At 66.0% G+C, this 16,409-nt stretch carries 14 protein-coding genes and 3 tRNA genes; 3 read left to right on the plus strand and 14 right to left on the minus strand.

The window, feature by feature from the left end; all coding sequences use genetic code 11:
• Positions 1–59: 59 nt before the first annotated feature.
• The 8 genes from ACV17W_RS18865 to miaB all read right to left on the minus strand — a co-directional run bounded on the left by ACV17W_RS18865 (position 60) and on the right by miaB (position 6,226).
• Positions 60–136 (minus strand) — tRNA-Asp (locus ACV17W_RS18865).
• Positions 137–164: 28 nt separating this feature from the next.
• Positions 165–240, minus strand: a tRNA-Glu gene (locus tag ACV17W_RS18870).
• Between the two features lie 41 nt (positions 241–281).
• A tRNA-Ala gene (locus ACV17W_RS18875) sits at positions 282–357 on the minus strand.
• 345 nt (positions 358–702) lie between these two features.
• Positions 703–2,343 (minus strand): apolipoprotein N-acyltransferase, encoded by a 1,641-nt coding sequence (lnt, locus tag ACV17W_RS18880; RefSeq protein ID WP_462593891.1) that lies wholly within the window; start codon positions 2,341–2,343, stop codon positions 703–705.
• On the minus strand, positions 2,340–3,239 hold the full coding sequence (locus ACV17W_RS18885) for an HlyC/CorC family transporter (protein WP_462593892.1): 900 nt from the start codon (positions 3,237–3,239) through the stop codon (positions 2,340–2,342). The genes lnt and ACV17W_RS18885 overlap by 4 nt, the downstream gene beginning before the upstream one ends.
• 83 nt (positions 3,240–3,322) lie before the next feature.
• Positions 3,323–3,790 (minus strand): rRNA maturation RNase YbeY, encoded by a 468-nt coding sequence (gene ybeY, locus ACV17W_RS18890; protein WP_462593893.1) that lies wholly within the window; start codon positions 3,788–3,790, stop codon positions 3,323–3,325.
• A complete protein-coding gene (locus ACV17W_RS18895; protein WP_462593894.1) occupies positions 3,780–4,805 on the minus strand; it encodes a PhoH family protein in 1,026 nt (341 codons plus the stop codon). The genes ybeY and ACV17W_RS18895 overlap by 11 nt, the downstream gene beginning before the upstream one ends.
• Entirely contained in the window at positions 4,802–6,226 is a 1,425-nt protein-coding gene (miaB, locus tag ACV17W_RS18900; RefSeq protein WP_462593895.1) for a tRNA (N6-isopentenyl adenosine(37)-C2)-methylthiotransferase MiaB, read from the minus strand. Before miaB ends, ACV17W_RS18895 begins: the two co-directional genes overlap by 4 nt.
• Positions 6,227–6,455: 229 nt before the next feature.
• Between miaB and ACV17W_RS18905 the strand changes: the two genes are divergently transcribed.
• Entirely contained in the window at positions 6,456–7,139 is a 684-nt protein-coding gene (locus tag ACV17W_RS18905) for a phosphatase PAP2 family protein (protein WP_462593896.1), read from the plus strand.
• A 66-nt stretch (positions 7,140–7,205) separates the two neighbouring features.
• On the opposite strand, the gene ACV17W_RS18910 is transcribed toward ACV17W_RS18905, so the two are convergent.
• From ACV17W_RS18910 to queA, 6 genes are all read right to left on the minus strand, one after another.
• Positions 7,206–7,946 carry an ABC transporter substrate-binding protein gene (locus ACV17W_RS18910; protein WP_462593897.1) on the minus strand — a complete coding sequence of 247 codons (741 nt, stop codon included), beginning with the start codon at positions 7,944–7,946 and terminating at the stop codon, positions 7,206–7,208.
• Positions 7,947–7,980: 34 nt separating this feature from the next.
• A complete protein-coding gene (gene secF, locus ACV17W_RS18915; protein WP_462593898.1) occupies positions 7,981–8,916 on the minus strand; it encodes a protein translocase subunit SecF in 936 nt (311 codons plus the stop codon).
• Between the two features lie 51 nt (positions 8,917–8,967).
• Entirely contained in the window at positions 8,968–10,848 is a 1,881-nt protein-coding gene (secD, locus tag ACV17W_RS18920) for a protein translocase subunit SecD (protein WP_462593899.1), read from the minus strand.
• 68 nt (positions 10,849–10,916) lie between these two features.
• Positions 10,917–11,258, minus strand: a complete 342-nt coding sequence (yajC, locus tag ACV17W_RS18925; RefSeq protein WP_462593900.1) for a preprotein translocase subunit YajC — start codon at positions 11,256–11,258, stop codon at positions 10,917–10,919.
• 477 nt (positions 11,259–11,735) lie between these two features.
• Positions 11,736–12,872: a tRNA guanosine(34) transglycosylase Tgt gene (tgt, locus tag ACV17W_RS18930; RefSeq protein ID WP_462593901.1), complete on the minus strand. Its 1,137-nt coding sequence runs from the start codon at positions 12,870–12,872 to the stop codon at positions 11,736–11,738.
• Positions 12,873–12,874: 2 nt separating this feature from the next.
• Positions 12,875–14,002 (minus strand): tRNA preQ1(34) S-adenosylmethionine ribosyltransferase-isomerase QueA, encoded by a 1,128-nt coding sequence (gene queA, locus ACV17W_RS18935; RefSeq protein WP_462593902.1) that lies wholly within the window; start codon positions 14,000–14,002, stop codon positions 12,875–12,877.
• A 190-nt stretch (positions 14,003–14,192) separates the two neighbouring features.
• Here queA and dacB point away from each other — a divergent pair, with 190 nt between their 5' ends.
• Positions 14,193–15,635: a D-alanyl-D-alanine carboxypeptidase/D-alanyl-D-alanine endopeptidase gene (gene dacB, locus ACV17W_RS18940; RefSeq protein WP_462593903.1), complete on the plus strand. Its 1,443-nt coding sequence runs from the start codon at positions 14,193–14,195 to the stop codon at positions 15,633–15,635.
• Positions 15,636–15,719: 84 nt separating this feature from the next.
• The gene (upp, locus tag ACV17W_RS18945) at positions 15,720–16,358 is read left to right on the plus strand and encodes a uracil phosphoribosyltransferase (RefSeq protein WP_462593904.1); all 639 of its coding nucleotides are present in this window, start codon (positions 15,720–15,722) and stop codon (positions 16,356–16,358) included.
• The last annotated feature ends 51 nt before the right edge of the window (positions 16,359–16,409 follow it).

Below are 16,409 nucleotides of genomic sequence, written 5' to 3' on the forward strand. Positions count from 1 at the left end.
TACACTGAGCCGGAATAAAAAAAAGCACTTACTTGCGTAAGTGCTTTTCTTCGAATATTTGGCGGAGCGGACGGGGCTCGAACCCGCGACCCCCGGCGTGACAGGCCGGTATTCTAACCAACTGAACTACCGCTCCGCAGCGGTTTACTACATGCCAGTAAGACTGGCGTCCCCTAGGGGATTCGAACCCCTGTACTCACCGTGAAAGGGTGATGTCCTAGGCCTCTAGACGAAGGGGACTTGGACTTGCTGTACTACTTTACTACTGCTTCGCCTCTGACTGGTGGAGGTAAGCGGGATCGAACCGCTGACCTCTTGCATGCCATGCAAGCGCTCTCCCAGCTGAGCTATACCCCCGTTTTCCTAGACATTGCCTGCAATTCGGGTGTTTTTCGCACCGTTCTTGCCGGTTTTGTTTAGTGCCGTTGGCGAAGAAACGAGATTATGCACGAGTTTTTTTGGGTGTGCAAGTCGAGGCAAAAAAAATTGGCCCGGAGCAGAAAAAAAGGAGGCCGCGCCCCGCGCCGACGTAAGAGCGCCCCGCGCCCGACCTGCTTCTGTTGTCAGGCATAACGGTGCGGCGGAAGGACGCAATGCAATGGCGCTTGCGGAAAGCGCTTGAATGGCTTGCCGCCTGTACTCGTTGCGCAGCGGGTTGCGAGCGCTGTGCAGCGGCGCGGGCGAAGCCGGACGCGCGCGGCGTCAGGCGCCGATTTTGCGACGGCCCAGTGCAGCGGCGGCGATCAATGCCAAAGCAATCAGCACCAGCACCGGCGTGTCGCCGAACCGCGCATAGGGCGTGAGGCCGGTCATGCCTTGCACCGATACGGGCAGGATGCCTGCCTGATGCGGCGGCAGCTCGGCGGCGACGGTACCGCGGGCGTCGATGGCGGCGGTGATGCCGGTGTTGGTTGCGGCCAGCATGGGGCGGGCGGTCTCCTGCGCGCGCAGCCGGCCAATCTGCAAGTGCTGGCGCAGGGCCCAGGTATCGCCGAACCACCCCAGGTTGCTGACGTTGGCCAGGATGGTGGCGCCGGGCTCGCCCTGCGGGCCGGGGTGCAGTGCGGGCAGCAGCTCTATGCCGAACAGGTCTTCGTAGCAGATGTTGAATGCCACATGCTGGCCCCCCACCGCGAAGGGCGCTTGGCGGCGCTCGCCGCGGTCGAAGTCGCCCAGCGGAATGTTCAGCATGTCGACGAACCAGCGGAAGCCCGGCGGCACGTATTCCCCCCAGGGCACCAGATGCTGCTTGTCGTAGCGTAGCGCGGTGGCGCCACTGCGCAACTGTTCGATGGGCGTGTTCCGGTCGAAACCGATGACGCTGTTGGTATAGCGGAGCTGACCGCCGCCATCGGGAGCACGTAGCGGCACGCCCATGGCGATCGTGGCCTGGTTGCGCGCGGCGACGGTGCGCCAGGCTTCCCAGACGCGCGGATCGAGCTGGTCCTGGAAGACCGGCAATACCGTTTCGGGCAGGATGATCAGTTCGGCCGCGGGGGCGGGCAGGCTGGCCAGTTCGAGATGGCGGCGCAGGCCGAGTTCCATCAGGGCCGGGTCGAATTTCTGCGATTGTTCGACATTGCCTTGCACGAGCCGCACTTGCAAGCGATCGCCGCTGGGCTGCGACCACGCTACGCCGCGCAGCGGCCAGCCGGCCGCCACGAGTATCAGGGCCAGCGCCAAGGCAAGGCCGCGACGGGTGTCGGGGCGGGTCATGTGCCCGGTGCTGCGCAAGGCATGCCACAGGCCGGCAAGCGCCGCGGCCGCGAAGGCAGCGAGCAGTGCCAGGCCGTGTACGCCCAGCACGGGCGCCCAACCGGCCAGCGGGCTGTCGACGTGCGCGTAACCGATATTCAGCCAAGGGAAGCCGGTGAGCACGGTGGCCCGCAGCCATTCCATGAGGGCCCACGCGGCGGCCCACGCCATGGCCGCGATGAACAGGCGGCGGGCGGGAGTCGGGTCGGGCTGGCCAGGCTGCGCAGGCGGGCACAGCCAGCGCGCCAGCGCGCAGCCCGCGGCGGGAAACAAGGCCAGGAAGGCGGACAGCGCCAGTACGCCCGCGACCGCCAGCGGCGCCGCCAGGCCGCCGTAGCGATGCAGGCTGATGAAAATCCAGTACAAGCCCAGCGCGTAGCTGGCAAAGCCGAACAGCCAGCCGCGCAGCAGCGCCTGCTGCAGACGCGGGGCATACAGCGTGGCATGCGCCGCGCACGCCAATGCCAGAATCTGCACCAGCGCGAGGCTGAGTGCCGGCAGCGGCCCGGGCGCGAAACTCAGTGCATGGACCGCGCCCGCGGCCACCAGGCCCAGAGCGGCCCAGCGCGGGTGGCGGCCGGCGGTCATGAGCCGGTGCTGGCCAGGTCGGCGTCGGGAATGGCCGGAGCGGGCGTGCGCTTGGCGCGCAGCCAGATCGCGCGGCGAGCGTCAGCGCGAATGACTTCGATGAGCAGGTCGCGGTGCGCGGCGCTGTCGCCTCGGCGCGGTATCCGGCCCAGCTGGCCACCCAGCCACCCGCCCACGCTGTCGTACTCGTCGTCCGGCAGGTCGGTGTCGAACGCTTCGTTGAAGTGGCTTATTTCGGTACTGGCCATCAGGCGCCATTGGTTCTCGCCTTCCGGGAAGATGCTCTGTTCGTCGTCGTCGTCGAATTCGTCTTCGATATCGCCGACGATCTGTTCGAGCACGTCTTCCATGGTGACCAGCCCGGAGATGCCGCCGTGTTCATCGATGACGATGGCCAGGTGGTTGTGGCTGGCGCGGAAGTCGCGCAGCAGGACGTTCAGGCGCTTGGCTTCCGGGATGAACACCGCGGGGCGGATCAGCGAGCGCAGGTCGATGCCAGGCTCGAGCATGCCGCGCAGGAGGTCTTTGGCCAGCAGGATGCCGATGATGTTGTCGCGGTCGTCTTCGTACACCGGAAAACGCGAGTGCGCCGTCTCGATGATGAAAGACAGTTGCTGCGGCAGGGGTTGCGCAGCGTCGAGCAGGTCCATGCGCGAACGCGGCACCATGATGTCGGCGACGGTGCGCTCGGACATGGCCAGCGCGCCTTTGATCATGCCGTAGGATTCGACGTCGATCAGCTGGCGATCGTGCGCTGCGTCGAGTACGGCCTTGATACCTTCGCGGTCCTCGGGCTCACGCCGCACGAGGCCCAGTAGGCGGTCTAGCAAGGATTTATTGGCGGTTTTTGGGACGCGCGCAGCTGACGCGTCGGAAGTAGGGTATGGGTCGGACATCGTCCAGGAGGACTAGTTAGGGGATAGTCAGCATAACCGAATATCGGCTGCTATTTGTAACGACGGCCCGCGACGGGGACGCTTCAGGTGTACGGATCGGCGATGCGCATGCCCGCCAGGATGGCGGTTTCCAGGGTTTCCATGCGGCGCGCGTCACGGCTTTTCAGGTGGTCGTAGCCGAGCGCGTGCAGGACACCGTGCACAGTGAGGTGGGCCGCGTGATCGAGCAGGGCCTTGCCCTGCTCGCGCGCCTCGCGCGCCAGCACCGGCACGCAGATCACGATGTCGCCACGCGCCGTGCCCAGGGGGTCGGTGCCGTATTCGAAGGTAAGCACATTGGTGGCGTAATCGCGTGCACGATAGGCCTGGTTCAGGCGGCGGCCTTCGGCCAGCCCGACCAGGCGCAGGCTGAGTTCGGCCCGTTCGAAAGGCGCCAGGCCGTCGTGCGCCGCCCCGTCCAGGGCGCGCCGGGCCCACCGCCGCAGCCGCCAGCGCGGCAGGCGCGGCTCGGCCACGCCGTACTGGACCGACAGCGACAACTCAGGATTCACTTTCGGCGGCCCGGTCGTAGGCGTCGACAATGCGTGCGACCAGCGGATGACGCACGACGTCGCGGCTGGTGAACCGCGTGGTGGCGATACCCTGCACGTCTTCGAGCACCCCCACGGCATGGGCCAGGCCGCTTTGCTGGCCGCGCGGGAGGTCGACCTGCGACGGGTCTCCGGTGATCACGGCCTTGCTGCCGAATCCGATGCGCGTCAGGAACATCTTCATCTGCTCTGGCGTGGTGTTCTGGGCTTCGTCCAGGATCACGAACGCATGATTCAGCGTGCGTCCCCGCATGTAGGCCAGCGGCGCGATTTCGATGGTCTGCTTTTCGAAAAGCCGCTGCACCTTGTCGAAGCCCATCAGGTCGTAAAGGGCGTCGTACAGGGGGCGCAGGTAAGGATCGACCTTTTGAGCGAGGTCGCCCGGCAGGAATCCCAGGCGTTCACCGGCCTCGACGGCCGGGCGGGTGAGCACGAGGCGCTGCACCGAGTCACGTTCCATGGCGTCGATGGCGCAAGCCACCGCCAGCCAGGTCTTGCCGGTGCCGGCCGGACCGATGCCGAAGGTGATGTCGTGCTTGAGGATGTTTTCCAGGTATTCGCGCTGGCGCGGCGTGCGCGGGCGCAGGTCGTTGCGCCTCGTGCGCAGGACGATGGTGTCGGGGTCGTCTGCGGCGCCCGGCGGCAGCGCGGCGGGGTCGATGCCGCGCGGGTCGGAAGGCGCCGCGTCTTGCCGCCCCACGCCCATTTCGACCAGGCCAAGCTGGATGTCGTCAACCGAGAGGGCGCGATGGGTGGCCTGGTCGTGGAACCGCTGCAAGGCCCGGCCCGCCAGTTCGGCTCGATCGCCTTCCAGCGTGACACGGCTGCCACGTCGGGCCAGTGTGACGCCCATGCCGTCGGCCAGCTGGCGCAGGTTTTCGTCCAGCGGGCCGCACAGATTGGCCAGATGGGTGTTGTCGCCATCGAGAGTGACGATGACAGGCATGGTGCGGCGGGTGCGGCGGGGAGAAGTCATGCAGAGCCTTGTAACGTGCCTTCGACATCCGCTACGCGGGCACGCAGCGAATTGGGGTAGGCCTCGGTGATGATCACGTCGACCATCTGGCCGATCAGCCGCGCGGGTGCGGCAAAGTTCACGATGCGATTGTTTTCGGTACGGCCCATCAGTTCGTTGGGATCGCGGCGCGACGGGCCTTCCACGAGCAGGCGCTGGCGCGTGCCCACCATGGACCGGGCGATGTCGGCTGCCTGCTGGTTGATCAGGGCCTGCAGCTGTTGCAGCCGGCGCAGCTTGACGTCTTGCGGCGTGTCATCGGCGAGGTCGGCGGCCGGCGTGCCGGGGCGGCGCGAATACACGAACGAGAACGAGGTGTCGAAACCCACGTCTTCGATGAGCTTCAGGGTTTTCTGGAAGTCTTCCTCGGATTCGCCCGGGAAGCCCACGATGAAGTCGGACGACAGGGTGAGGCCGGGCCGTGCCGCGCGCAGGCGGCGCACCACCGACTTGAACTCGAGGGTGGTGTAGCCGCGCTTCATGGCGGCCAGCACGCGGTCGCTGCCGGCCTGGACGGGCAGGTGCAGGAAGGACACCAGCCTGGGCAGGTTGGCATAGGCCTCGACCATGCGCTGCGTCATTTCCTTGGGATGCGAGGTGGTGTACCGGATGCGTTCGATGCCCGGGATCTCATGCACGTACTCGAGCAGCGTGGCGAAGTCGGCGATCTCGCCGGAATCGCCCATGGGGCCGCGGTACGCGTTGACGTTCTGGCCAAGCAGCGTGACCTCTTTGACGCCCTGGTCCGCCAGGTCGGCCACTTCGACCAGCACGTCGTCGAACGGGCGCGAGACTTCTTCTCCGCGTGTGTAGGGGACCACGCAGAAGCTGCAGTATTTGCTGCAGCCTTCCATGATGGAAACGAAGGCGGTGGCGCCATCCACGCGCGGCGGCGGCATGGCGTCGAATTTCTCGATCTCGGGAAAGCTGATGTCGACCTGGGACCTGCCCGAGGCGCGGCGCCGCTGAATGAGCTCGGGCAAGCGGTGCAGCGTCTGGGGGCCGAATACCACGTCGACGTAAGGCGCGCGTTTGACAATGGCTTCACCTTCCTGGCTGGCCACGCAACCGCCCACGCCAATCACGAGGTTGGGGTTGAGTTTCTTGAGGTGCTGCACGCGCCCCAGGTCGGAGAACACCTTTTCTTGCGCTTTTTCGCGCACCGAACAGGTGTTGAACAGGATGACGTCGGCGTCCTCGGGGGTGTTGGTGAGTTCCAGGCCCTGGTCGCCGCGCAGCACGTCGACCATTTTGTCGGAGTCGTACTCGTTCATCTGGCAACCGAAGGTGCGGATGTACAGCTTGCGGGTGGCGGCCGAACCGGAAGCGGGAGCGGCAGGGGCGGCAGAAGCGCCGGCGCGTTTGAGAGGAGTTTCTTGCATGGCGTGCGCCGTGACGGGTGTAGATCCCGGGGGCGGTTGAATAGGGGGAAGCCGCGATTTTAACGCGTCGATGCAATCCTGGGCTTGGATCCGGCGCAATTGGCGATTACGATGTGAGCCGCGCGCGTGGCCGGCAGCGGACCCGGCGCCTTCGAATCACTATGCTTACGCTTTCATGACTCTACCTCGCGGCTTGCCTACTGACCCTGTCTCTGCAGCTCCGCTGAGTATGCCCGCCATTTCACCCCGCCCGTTTCGAGGCGTAGCGCTGACCGCCGGCTTTGCCGTGGCACTGCTGCTGATGAGTCGTTGGATCGACGTGCCCCTGACCCAAGCCATCGAGCGCCATGTGCCCGAACAGGTGAACGAGGTGTTCGAGCAGATCGGCGACCTTGGCGACAGTGCGAGTTATGTCGTTGGCGGGCTGTTGCTCTATATCGTGTCCTTGTTCGGCATCCGGCGAGGCTGGGCCTGCCCCCTGCGGGCCGGCTTCGAGCGGCTGGCGCGCTACAGCATGCTGCTGCTGGCCACCATGACCATCGGCGGGCTGATAACGCTGCTGCTGAAGAAACTGGTGTCGCGCGGCCGGCCCGAGGTTTTGCTCGAGCAGGGCTGGCATGGGCTGGGGGTGCCTTTTGCCGGCGATCCCTATGATTCGTTTCCATCCAGCCATACGCTGACCGCGTTCGCGGTAGCAGCGGTCATCGGGCAGATCGCGCCGCGCTGGCGGCTTCCGATGCTGGCCGTGGCCGCCGTCGTCGCCGTCAGCCGGGTGATCAACCGCGACCACTTTCTTTCTGACGTGACCGCCTCGGCATTCCTGGGCATCATGGTGGCGCACTACCTGGCGCCGTACATATTGGGCCAGGACTACCGCTGGATGCTGCGCGCGCCGTGGCGCTGGCGCAAGTAGCGCCCTGCGCCGCCGGCCTGTAGGGTCGGCCCGGCAGGGCGCCGGACCTGGCATTGCGCGGCAAGTTCAGTGGCCGGCGGCCGGCGCAACAGCAGCACCGTGGATATGGTGCCGTTGCAAGGCCTGGCCCACGAACCCGCTGGCCTTCATTTCTTCGACGAAATCGCTCAGCGCGGCCGCCGCCGCCGGGCCGCGGCTCTTGGGCGCGCCCATGGCCTGACGGATCACCATGAAGCTGCCGGGCAGCAGCCGCAACCCGGAAAGCCGCTGCATGTCGGCTTCGAGCTGTTGCTTCACGCCCGCCGCCACGTCGGCGCCCTGGGACAGGAAGCTGTCGACCACGGCGGGCGAAGTGGGTGCGCGCAGAATCCGGGCCTGGCTGAGTTCGCGCGTCAGGTAGAGATCGTAGGCGCTGCCTTTGCCCACCATGACGCTGATGCCGGCCTGGTCGACTTCGCTGCGCTCGCGCAGCGGCGAGCCATCGCGTACCAGGTAGGCCCCTTCGATCAGCACGTAGGCATCGGTGAATGTGATGCCCGCGCCGCGCACCGGGTCGATGGCGAAGAAGCCGATATCGGCCTGTTCGGCCGTGACGGCGTCCACGGATTTGCCGGCGCTGTCCCACACGACCAGCTCGAGCTCCACACCCAGCCGCTGCGCAAAGGCGCGCGCCAGATCAACCGAGACCCCTGCAGGTTCGCCGGTGGCCGCATCGCGGCCAGCCAGGATGGGGTTGCCCAGGTTGATGGAGGCGCGCAGCCTGCCGGTGGGCGTGAACGCTTCGACGATGGCGGGCGACAGTGTCATTGCGGAACCTGGCAAGAAGCTGCGAGACCGGCGCTCAGAGCACCTCGGGCTCGCCTTCTTCTTTCTTCACGGGCTTGACGAGGTCTTCGCGCTTGACGCCCATCCACATTGCCAGGGCGGCGGCCACGAACACCGACGAGTAAATGCCGAACCAGATACCGATGGTCAGGGCCAGCGCGAAGTAGTGCAGCGACGGGCCGCCGAAGAACAGCATGGCCAGCACCATCATCTGGGTGGAGCCGTGGGTGATGATGGTGCGGGAGATGGTCTGGGTGATGGCGCTGTTGATGACTTCCTGCACACTGGACTTGCGCTGCTTGCGGAAGTTTTCGCGGATGCGGTCCATGATGACCACGGACTCGTTCACCGAGTACCCCAGCACGGCCAGCACGCCGGCCAGTACCGCAAGCGAGAATTCCCACTGGAAGAACGCGAAGAACCCCAGGATGATGACCACGTCGTGCAGGTTGGCGATGACGCCTGCGACCGCGAACTTCCATTCGAAGCGGATGCCCAGGTAAACCATGATGCCCACCACGACGAACAGCAGCGCCATCAGGCCGTTGTGCAGCAGTTCCTGGCCGATCTGGGGGCCGACGAATTCAACCCGACGCAATTCGGCCGACGGGTCGGCCGCTTTCAGCGCGCCCATCACGGTTTCGCTTTGTGTGGATGTCGTCTGCCCCTCGGTGACGGGCAAGCGGATCATGACATCGCGTGAGGTGCCGAAATTCTGCACCTGGAAATCGGTATAGCCCAGACCCGATACGGCGCTGCGCACGGTGTCGAGCTGCGCGGTTTGCGCGTAGCTGACTTCCATGACCGTGCCGCCGGTGAACTCGATCGACAGGTGAAAACCGCGTGCGACTATGAAGAACACCGCCGCCGCGAATGTGAGCAAACTGAACAGGTTCAGCACCAGGGCATGGCGCATGAACGGGATGGTGCGGTGGATACGGAAAAATTCCATGTTTCGCCTTGCTTCTTGTGCGCCGGGCGGCGAGGGCGCCCGGTGCAGGGATCAGTTTGTCTTGGGTTTCCAGATGGTGCCGATGGAAATCCGGGCAAGTTTCTTCTTGCGGCCGTACCAGAGGTTGGCCAGGGCGCGCACACCGACCACCGAGGTGAACATCGAGGTCGCAATCCCCAGGCAGTGCACGACGGCGAAGCCGCGCACCGGACCCGAGCCGAAAGCCAGCAGGGCCAGGCCGACGATCAGCGTGGTGAGGTTGGAATCGAAAATGGTGCCCCAGGCGCGCTCGAAGCCCTGGTGTATGGCCTGCTGCGGCGTTGCGCCATTGCGCAGCTCTTCGCGGATGCGCTCGTTGATCAGCACGTTCGAGTCGATGGCCATGCCCAGCGTGAGCGCAATGGCGGCGATGCCGGGCAGCGTCAGGGTGGCTTGCAGCATCGACAGCAGCGCCAGCAACAGCAGCACGTTCATCGACAGGCCGATGGTGGAGAACACCCCGAACAGGTGGTAGTACACGATGATGAAGATGGCAATCGCCAGGAAACCATACAGGGTGGAATGGAAGCCCTTGGCGATATTGTCGGCGCCCAGGCTGGGTCCGATGGTGCGTTCTTCGATGATGGACATGGGCGCGGCCAGTGCGCCGGCACGCAGCAACAGCGCGGTATCGGCTGCTTCTTCGGCGGACATGCTGCCCGAAATCTGCACCTGGCCGCCGGCGATTTCGCTGCGAATGACCGGCGCCGTGACTACTTCCCCCTTGCCGTTCTCGAACAGGAGGATGGCCATGCGCTTGCCCACGTTGTCGCGGGTGACGTCGCGGAAGATACGTGCGCCCTTGCTGTCCAGCGTCAGGTGGACGGCAGCCTGCTGGGTCTGCGAGTCGCGGCCGGGTTGGGCGTCCTGCAGGTTTTCACCGGTAAGCACGACCTGGCGGCGCACCAGGATGGGGCGGCCGTCGCGGTCGGTGTAGCGTTCGAGGCCGAACGGCACGGTGCCGCCGGCCAGGGCCGACTGTGCCGCGGGGCTGTCGTCGACCATGCGGATTTCCAGCGTGGCGGTGCGGCCCAGCAATTCTTTGGCCTTGGCCACATCCTGCACGCCGGGCAACTGGACGACGATGCGGTCGGAACCCTGTTGCTGGATGACGGGTTCGGCCACGCCCAGTTCGTTGATGCGGTTATGCAGGGTGTTGATATTCTGCTTCAGCGCGGATTCCTGCACGCGCGTGATGGCAGAGGGGCTCAGCATGCCCACGAGGGTGGGCCGGCCGGCATCTTCGCTTTCAGTGAATTCCAGGTCGGGCAGGCGGTTGCGCAGCGCACCGAGGGCGCGGTCGCGCTCGTCGTCGTTGGCGAACGTGGTCACCACGGAGGTGCCCGCGCGCTCGACGCTGCGGCTGGCCAGTTTTGCGTCGCGCAGAATGGTGCGCACGTCGCTGGCCAGGGAATCGTAGCGGGCGGTCAGCGCGCCCTGCATGTCGACCTGCAGCAGGAAGTGCACGCCGCCGCGCAAGTCCAGGCCCAGGTACATGGGTTTGGGCTCGAACCAGCCCAGCGCGCGCATCCAGGGCGGCGAGGCGGGCAGCAGGTTCAGGGCCACGGTGTATTGCGGGTCGTCAGCGACGGGATTGAGCGACTTTTCGATGAGATCGCGCGCCTGCAACTGCACGTCGGTGGACGGGAAGCGCGCGCGAATGGTGCCCAGGGCGCCGTTCTGTTCGTAATAGATACTGGTGGCGGCTATGCCGCCATCTGCGAGGATCTGTTCGACCCGTCCCAGCGTGCCGTTGTCTACCTTGATGGTGGCTTTTGCGCTGGAAACCTGGACGGCGGGGGATTCGCCGTAGAAATTGGGCAGGGTGTAAAGCAGGCCGATAACGACCGCGACCAGCACCGTAATGTACTTCCAGAGGGGATAGCGGTTCATTGGCGGCTAGGGTGTGATGCGTGGGTAGGACGGAAAAAGGCCCTCATGGCGAGGGCCTGATAAGACGCTTACAGGTCTTTGATGGTTCCCTTGGGCAGCACGGCCGACACCGAGGTTTTCTGCATCAGCACTTCAACCGGCTTGTCGGCCAGTTGCGACACTTCGACGGTGATGTAGGTGTCGGTAACTTTGGAGACCCGGCCCAGCAGGCCGCCTGCCGTCATGACTTCGTCGCCCTTGGCCAGGTTGGACACCAGGTTGCGATGTTCTTTCTGACGCTTCATCTGCGGACGGATCATCAGGAAGTACAGGATCACGAACATCAGCACGATGGGCAGCATGCCCATCAGCGCGCTGCCTTCGGGGGCGGCCTGGGCCAGGACGAGGCCGGCGGTGTCGATTACGGACATGAAAATCTCCTGGATGTGTTTCGGGTCAGGTTATGAAAAGTATGTGTTCTGCGCCCATCCCCGCGCGAGCCTTGGACAGGGCAAGCCGACTATTGTAGCGAGGTTATTCAGGGGGGGAAGGCGGCGGGGGATTGTAAGTGGTGTGGGGGCCTGGCGGATGGGCGGCCTCGGGGCGTGGGGCGGCGTGCTGGGGCCGTTCCGCGGCGTCGGGGCTGGCGTGGCGGCGTACGTGCGTCGGGCTCGGGCGCATGCAGGCGCCCTCGGCCTGCTGCGCAGGCTGCCCCCCCGCCCAACATGCCGCCACGCCAGCCCCGACGCCGCGGGACTCGGGAATATTGGGCTCGGCACCTCGACTGCCGGGGGCGGGGCTGGGGAAAAGGGGGCCTGGGTCGCGCGGTGGCGGTTGGGGACGTGGGGGCGGCGTGCTGGGGCCGTCCCGTGGCGCCGGGGCAGGCGCGGGCGCCGCCCGGCGAGTGGCTACTCGATGCCGCGGGCGCGGTCGGCGGCGAATTGGGCGCGCCAGGCGTCGAACGTGCCGGTTTCGATGGCGCTGCGCATTTCGGCCATGATGGTCAGGTAGAAGTGCAGGTTGTGCAGGGTGTTCAGGCGCGCGCCGGTGATTTCATTGGCGCGCTGCAGGTGGTGCAGGTAGGCGCGCGAGAAATGGCCGCAGGTGTGGCACGAGCAGCTCGGGTCCAGGGGACGGGTGTCGTCGCGATACTTGGCGTTGCGGATCTTCACGTCGCCATAGCGGGTGAAGAGCCAGCCGTTGCGGGCGTTGCGGGTGGGCATGACGCAATCGAACATGTCGACGCCGCGCGCCACGCCTTCGACCAGGTCTTCGGGGGTGCCTACGCCCATCAGGTAGCGCGGAGCGTGGGCGGGCAGGCGCGGCGCCACGTGTGCCAGCACGCGCATCATGTCTTCTTTGGGTTCGCCTACGGACAAGCCGCCAATGGCGTAGCCATGGAATCCGATGTCGGTCAGCCCGGCCAGGGATTCGTCGCGCAGCGATTCGTACATGCCGCCCTGAACAATGCCGAACAAAGCGTTGGGGTTGCCCAGCCGCTCGAACTCATCGCGCGAGCGGCGGGCCCAGCGCAGCGACATGCGCATGGATCGGGCGGCTTCTTCGGTCGTGGCGGGGCGCCCGTTGATCTGGTAGGGCGTGCACTCGTCGAAGACCATGACAATGTCGGAATTCAGCGCGCGCTGGATGCGCATGGATTCTTCGGGCGTGAGGAACAGCCGCGCGCCGTCGATGGGGGACGCGAACTTCACACCTTCTTCGGTGATCTTGCGCATGCCCTGCAGGCTGAATACCTGAAAGCCGCCCGAATCGGTGAGGATGGGCTTGTCCCATTGCATGAAGCCGTGCAGGCCGCCGTGGCGTTCGAGTATGTCGGTGCCCGGCCGTAGCCACAAATGAAAGGTATTGCCCAGTACGATCTGCGCACCGGTCTCTTTCAGTTCGTGGGGCAGCATTGCCTTGACGCTGCCGTAGGTGCCCACCGGCATGAAGATGGGGGTTTCCACCACGCCATGGTTCAGCGTGACGCGGCCCCGGCGGGCGTTGCCGTCGGTGGCCAGAAGCTCGAAGTTCAGTCCGGTCATGGTCAGGAGGCGGGCGATTCAATGAACATGGCGTCACCGTAGCTGAAAAAGCGATAGCGCTGCGCGACGGCGTGTGCGTAGGCCTGGCGGATGGGCTCGATGCCGGCCAGGGCCGACACCAGCATCAGCAGGGTGGATTGCGGCAAGTGGAAGTTGGTGATCAGCGCATCGACGATGCGATAGCGGTAGCCTGGCGTGATGAAGAGCCGAGTGTCGCCCTGCATGGGCGCCAGCGCGGCCTGGGGGCCGGCGGGATTCTGGGCGGCGGCCGATTCCAGGGCGCGCACGCTGGTTGTGCCCACGGCAATGACGCGGCCGCCTCGGGCGCGCGTGCGGCCGATGGCATCGACCACCGGCTGGCCTACCGTGTACCACTCGGCGTGCATGATGTGGTCGGCGATATTCTCGACCCGTACCGGCTGGAAGGTGCCGGCCCCGACGTGCAGGGTCACGAAGGCCCGTTCCACGCCCAGCTGATCCAGCTGTTCGAGCATGGGTTCGTCGAAATGCAGGCCCGCGGTGGGGGCAGCGACGGCGCCAGGTTCGCGAGCGTACACCGTCTGGTAGCGCGATTCGTCGCTGGCATCGGCCGCGTGGGTGATGTAGGGCGGCAGCGGCGTGGCCCCATGGGCATCCAGCAATTCCAGCACAGGAGCGGGAAAGCGCAGGTCGAAAAGTTCACCTTCGCGTCCGAGCACGGTGGCGTCGAAGGCGTCGGCCAGGTGCAGCGTGGTGCCGGGCCCGGGCGACTTGCTGGCGCGCACGTGGGCCAGCGCGCGGTTGGGTTCGGTGACGCGCTCGACCAGCACTTCGACTTTGCCGCCCGAGGCCTTGCGGCCGGCCAGCCGCGCCTTGATGACACGCGTGTCGTTGAAGACCAGCAGGTCGCCGGGGCGCAGCAAGGCGGCCAGATCAGGAAAGCGCCGGTCGTGCAGGGCACCCGCACCGTCGAGGTGCAGCAGGCGACTGCCGCCGCGCTGCGCCGCAGGGATTTGGGCGATCAGCTCGGGGGGCAGGCTGTAGTCGAAATCGGAAACGGTAAAGGTGGAAGGCACGCGATGTGATTCAGGTAAAGCGCCTATGGCGGCTGGGCGCGACTTGCGCGCAGCCTGGGCGGGAAGCTTCGGCATGCGATCAGGCGCGCGGTCACGACATGCGGCCGGAGCGCGGCCCCCGGAACACCGGACCCAGCAGCACGCCTCGCGGGGCGAAGCCCGCTATTGTAAGCGCGACGCGCGACGGGGGCGGCGCCCCTGCTCGGTACGGCCCGCTTTCTGTATGCTTGCGTCTTCGAAGGCAACGTAGTGTGGTGGGCGCGGTATGGCGGTAGGGTCGCATCGGCTTTGGAAACGTGTGGCGCCATGGCTGGCGGTGGGCGCGCTGTGGTGCGCGGGGCTGGCCGCACAGGCGCAGGGGCTGCCTGCCGAGCTGACGCGCGCGTGGAAGGCATCGGGACTGCCCGATTCATCGCTCTCGCTGGTGGTGCAGGAACTGGGCGGGCAGCGCAAGGTGAGTATCAACGCCCAGGAAGCGCGCAATCCGGCATCGGTGATGAAGCTCGTCACGACGTGGGCGGCGCTGTCCGAGCTCGGGCCCAGTTATGTCTGGCGCACGGAATTCCTGACCGAGCCCGGTACCCGGCCCGATGCACAGGGCGCCCTGTCGGGCCCGCTGTATCTGCGCGCCGGCGGCGACCCCTACCTGCTGGTGCAAGATCTCTGGTCGCTGCTGCGCGAGCTGCGTTTGCGCGGGGTGAAGAATATCGGCGACCTGGTGATCGACCGCAGTCTGTTCGGCCAGGTGGCGACAGATCCGGGCGCGTTCGATGGTGCGCCCGACCGCGCCTACAACGCCAGTCCGGATGCGCTGATGGTGGGTTTCGGGGCCCTGCGGCTTCTGTTCACGCCCGACCCCGTGGCGCAAAAATGGGTGCCGATCATCGATCCGCCGCTGCCAACGGTGCGCGTCGAAGGCCAGGTCGAATGGAGCGACATCCGCTGTCCCGGCCCGCCCGTGGTCACCACCGACCCCGTGCTGACCCAGCAGGGCGTCTCGATCCGGCTGGGGGGCAAGGTGGCCGGGTCATGCGGAGAGTTCAGCCTGTATCGGCTGGCCCTGCCCCAGCCGGACTTTACCGAGGCCTTGTTCAGGCAACTATGGCGTGAGCTGGGGGGTACCTTCACGGGCCGTATCCGCGCGGGCATGGTGCCGCCCGACGCGATCGTGCTGGCCACGCACGAATCGCCGCCGCTGGGCGAGGCCATACGCCAGATCAACAAGCGCAGCAACAATGTAATGGCGCGCACCCTGTTGCTGACGCTCGGCGCCGAGCGCGGCCGGCGCCCCGCCACCGTCGACAGCAGCGAAGCCGTGGCCAAGGCCGTTCTGGCGGGGCAGGGCTTGCACATGCCCGAACTTGTCATGGATAACGGCTCGGGGCTATCGCGCGAGGGGCGCGTCTCGGCCGAGAGCCTGGCGTCGATGCTGACCCTGGCCTGGAACACGCCGTTGATGCCCGAGTTCGTGTCTTCGATGGCCATCGCCGGGGTGGACGGCACGATGCGGCGGCGCCTGAAAGATCAGTCCACCGCGGGCATGGCGCACCTCAAGACCGGCTCGTTGCGCGATGTGCGGGCTGTGGCAGGGTATGTGCTGGGCGCCAGCGGCAAGCGTTATGTCGTGGTCAGTATCGTCAATCATGCGAATGCGGCCGCCGTTCGGGCGTTTGATGACGCCCTCATTGCCTGGCTGGCCAGCCAGTAAGCCGCACCGCCCTCAAACGGTTTACGATTGCGCTGTCTGGCGCGTGCCTGTGCGCCGTTTTTCGATTCCTGGAGACTTCCGCACATGCCCGTGCACGAAATCCGTCATCCGCTGATCCGCCACAAGCTCGGGATCATGCGCCGTGCCGACCTCAGTACCAAGAGCTTTCGTGAACTATCTCAGGAAGTGGGCGCGCTGCTGACCTATGAGGCCTCCAAAGACCTGCCTCTGGCCGAATCCACGGTCGAGGGCTGGTGCGGCACCGTCAAGGTCGAAAAGATCGCCGGCAAGAAGGTGACGGTGGTGCCCATCCTGCGTGCGGGCATCGGCATGCTCGACGGCGTGCTCAGCCTGATTCCGGGCGCCAAGGTCAGCGTGGTGGGCGTGGCGCGCAACGAAGAAACGCTGCAGGCGCACACTTATCTGGAACGACTCGTCGGCGAACTCGACCAGCGCCTGGCGCTGATCGTCGACCCCATGCTGGCGACGGGCGGCTCGATGGTGGCCACCATCGACATGCTCAAGCGCGCCGGCTGCCGGGAAATCCGCGCGCTGGTCCTGGTGGCTGCGCCCATCGGCATCAAGACCGTGCTTGATCTGCATCCGGACGTACACATATACACGGCCTCGATCGACGACGGTCTGAACGAGCATGGTTACATCATGCCCGGCCTGGGCGACGCGGGCGACCGCATATTCGGTACGAAGCAGAAACCCGAGTGACGCCGCCGGGCCGGGGCGGAACGTAGCGGGAAGCCCGGGCAGGGTGCGGTT

Source organism: Bordetella sp. MIP270_01_BMS, assembly GCF_054958705.1.

Excerpts from the sequence above, each read along its gene's own strand:
- lnt (WP_462593891.1), bottom strand. The coding sequence starts at position 2,343 with ATGACCGCCGGCCGCCACCCGCGCTGGGCCGCTCTGGGCCTGGTGGCC.
- ACV17W_RS18885 (WP_462593892.1), bottom strand. The coding sequence starts at position 3,239 with ATGTCCGACCCATACCCTACTTCCGACGCGTCAGCTGCGCGCGTCCCA.
- ACV17W_RS18895 (WP_462593894.1), bottom strand. The coding sequence starts at position 4,805 with ATGACTTCTCCCCGCCGCACCCGCCGCACCATGCCTGTCATCGTCACT.
- miaB (WP_462593895.1), bottom strand. The coding sequence starts at position 6,226 with ATGCAAGAAACTCCTCTCAAACGCGCCGGCGCTTCTGCCGCCCCTGCC.
- ACV17W_RS18905 (WP_462593896.1), top strand. The coding sequence starts at position 6,456 with ATGCCCGCCATTTCACCCCGCCCGTTTCGAGGCGTAGCGCTGACCGCC.
- ACV17W_RS18910 (WP_462593897.1), bottom strand. The coding sequence starts at position 7,946 with ATGACACTGTCGCCCGCCATCGTCGAAGCGTTCACGCCCACCGGCAGG.
- secF (WP_462593898.1), bottom strand. The coding sequence starts at position 8,916 with ATGGAATTTTTCCGTATCCACCGCACCATCCCGTTCATGCGCCATGCC.
- secD (WP_462593899.1), bottom strand. The coding sequence starts at position 10,848 with ATGAACCGCTATCCCCTCTGGAAGTACATTACGGTGCTGGTCGCGGTC.
- yajC (WP_462593900.1), bottom strand. The coding sequence starts at position 11,258 with ATGTCCGTAATCGACACCGCCGGCCTCGTCCTGGCCCAGGCCGCCCCC.
- tgt (WP_462593901.1), bottom strand. The coding sequence starts at position 12,872 with ATGACCGGACTGAACTTCGAGCTTCTGGCCACCGACGGCAACGCCCGC.
- queA (WP_462593902.1), bottom strand. The coding sequence starts at position 14,002 with ATGCCGAAGCTTCCCGCCCAGGCTGCGCGCAAGTCGCGCCCAGCCGCC.
- dacB (WP_462593903.1), top strand. The coding sequence starts at position 14,193 with ATGGCGGTAGGGTCGCATCGGCTTTGGAAACGTGTGGCGCCATGGCTG.
- upp (WP_462593904.1), top strand. The coding sequence starts at position 15,720 with ATGCCCGTGCACGAAATCCGTCATCCGCTGATCCGCCACAAGCTCGGG.